The organism is Mesorhizobium sp. M7A.F.Ca.CA.004.04.2.1 (assembly GCF_004022825.1).
Classification (GTDB): domain Bacteria; phylum Pseudomonadota; class Alphaproteobacteria; order Rhizobiales; family Rhizobiaceae; genus Mesorhizobium.
The window spans coordinates 1-2,476 of record NZ_RZPH01000906.1 but is presented as its reverse complement, the minus strand read 5'-3'; the positions used below and the strand labels follow the sequence as shown (position 1 = coordinate 2,476).

At 62.6% G+C, this 2,476-nt stretch carries 2 protein-coding genes and 1 pseudogene; 2 read left to right on the top strand and 1 reads right to left on the bottom strand.

All coding sequences use genetic code 11. The features are described 5' to 3' along the window. Nucleotides 1-642, top strand: a pseudogene (gene prfC / locus EN893_RS28990) (peptide chain release factor 3); the annotation flags it as partial. Between the two features lie 76 nt (nt 643-718). On the opposite strand, the gene EN893_RS28985 reads toward prfC, so the two are convergent. Beyond that, a complete protein-coding gene (locus EN893_RS28985; protein ID WP_127266620.1) occupies nt 719-1,189 on the bottom strand; it encodes a VOC family protein in 471 nt (156 codons plus the stop codon). 249 nt (nt 1,190-1,438) lie between these two features. Here EN893_RS28985 and ilvD point away from each other — a divergent pair. Next, nucleotides 1,439-2,476 (top strand): dihydroxy-acid dehydratase (gene ilvD / locus EN893_RS28980; RefSeq protein WP_128361983.1); only part of this gene is annotated, 1,038 nt, incomplete at its 3' end.

Below are 2,476 nucleotides of genomic sequence, written 5' to 3'. Positions count from 1 at the left end.
AAGCTCGAGCGCGGCATGAAGGCCAAGCTGGTGCGCACCGGAAAACCGATGTCGTTGTCGGCGCCGCAGTTCTTCTTTGCCCGGACCCGCGTTACCGCTGACGAGGCTTTTGCCGGTGATGTCGTCGGCATCCCCAACCATGGCACGCTGCGCATCGGCGACACGCTGACCGAAGGCGAGGAGATACTGTTCCGCGGCGTTCCGAATTTCGCCCCGGAAATCCTGCGTCGTGTGCGCCTCGGCGACGCGATGAAGGCGAAAAAACTCAAGGAAGCGCTGCACCAGATGGCAGAGGAGGGCGTCGTGCAGCTGTTTTCGCCGGAGGATGGCTCGCCGGCCATCGTCGGCGTCGTCGGCGCGCTGCAGCTCGACGTGCTGAAGGAACGGCTGAACTTCGAATACACGCTGCCGGTCGAATTCGAGATGTCGCGGTTTTCAGTCTGCTGCTGGATATCGGCCGACGACAAAGCCGAGACGCTTCGCTTCATCGAGGCGCATCGCGGTGACATCGCCCGCGACCTCGACAATGATCCGGTGTTCCTCGCCCAGCACGCTTTCTCGCTGAACTACGAAGCGGAACGCTGGAAGGCGATCAAGTTTGCCACGATCAAGGACTATCAGGTCCGCGACAAGGCGGCGTAGGCGCCAGTTTTCCCTTCTCCCCGTTCACGGGGAGAAGGTGCCCGAAGGGCGGATGAGGGGCAGCGCCGACCCTCGACTATCCTCTCGCCGCTTCCTCGATCCTGGCGATGTCGATCTTGCTCATCTGCATCATCGCTGACATCACGCGGCCGGCCTTGGCCCGGTCCGGATCCAGCAGCAGGCGCGGCAGCTGCTCCGGCACAACCTGCCAGGAGACGCCGAATTTATCCTTCAGCCAGCTGCATTGCGACGGTTGGCCGCCACCTTCGATGAGCTTGTCCCAGAAGTAATCCACCTCTTCCTGCGTCTTGCAGTCGATCGACTGCGACATCGCCTCGGTGTGCTTGAACTGCGGTCCGCCGTTGAGCGCCTGGAACTGCACGCCGTCGAGTTCGAACGTGGTCACCAGCACTTTGCCTTCATCGGCGTGGCCCTCGGGCCAGCGCATCACGCTCAGCACCTTCGAATTCTTGAAGATGGAGACGTAGAAATTCATGGCCTCTTCGGCCTGGCCGTCGAACCACAGGCAGGTGGTGATCTTTTGCATGTCGTGCTCCTCGGGTTGTTTGGTTGCGTTACGGCGAAACGGCTGACTCCGAACGCGGTGCCATTTCCATGTCGTCTGCCCAAGGACGGGCATGCAGTGCGCCATCCGACAGTGCCACGCATTTTTTTGAGAGAATCTGGCGCATTGCAAAATTGTGGCCAGACCGGGCTTGCGCGTCTATAACGCCTGCGGTCCGAATTCAGCTCCGCCGCGCCATGCCTGGCTGTGGCCAGCCACCAAGGAAAAAACATGCCTGCCTATCGCTCCCGCACCACCACCCATGGCCGCAACATGGCCGGCGCACGCGGCCTCTGGCGCGCCACCGGCATGAAGGACTCGGATTTCGGCAAGCCGATCATCGCGGTGGTCAACTCCTTCACCCAGTTCGTGCCGGGCCATGTCCATCTGAAGGATCTCGGCCAGTTGGTCGCGCGCGAGATCGAGAAGGCCGGCGGCGTCGCCAAGGAATTCAACACCATCGCCGTCGACGACGGCATCGCGATGGGCCATGACGGCATGCTCTATTCGCTGCCGTCGCGCGAGCTGATCGCCGATTCCGTCGAATACATGGTCAATGCTCACTGTGCCGACGCCATGGTCTGCATCTCCAATTGCGACAAGATCACGCCCGGCATGCTGATGGCATCGTTGCGCCTCAACATCCCGACCGTCTTCGTTTCCGGCGGTCCGATGGAAGCCGGCAAGGTGGTGCTCGCCGGCAAGACGCAGGCGCTCGACCTGGTCGATGCCATGGTGGCGGCCGCCGACGACAGGGTCTCCGACGAGGACGTCAAGGTCATCGAGCGCTCGGCCTGCCCGACCTGCGGCTCCTGCTCGGGCATGTTCACTGCCAATTCGATGAACTGCCTGACCGAGGCGCTTGGCCTGTCGCTGCCCGGCAACGGCTCGACATTGGCGACGCATGCCGACCGCAAACGGCTGTTCGTCGAGGCCGGCCACCTGATCGTCGATCTCGCCCAGCGCTATTACGAACAGGATGACGAGACGGCTCTGCCGCGCAACATTGCCTCGAAGGGCGCCTTCGAGAACGCCATGACGCTCGACATCGCCATGGGCGGCTCGACCAACACCGTGCTGCACATCCTGGCTGCCGCGCATGAGGGCGAAATCGATTTCGATCAGGACGACATCGACGCGCTGTCGCGCAAGGTGCCGGTGCTGTGCAAGGTTGCTCCGGCCAAGTCCGACGTGCACATGGAAGACGTGCACCGCGCCGGCGGTATCATGGCCATCCTCGGCCAGCTCGCCAATGCCGGCCTGCTCAAC

Excerpts from the sequence above, each read along its gene's own strand:
- EN893_RS28985 (WP_127266620.1), bottom strand. The coding sequence starts at position 1,189 with ATGCAAAAGATCACCACCTGCCTGTGGTTCGACGGCCAGGCCGAAGAG.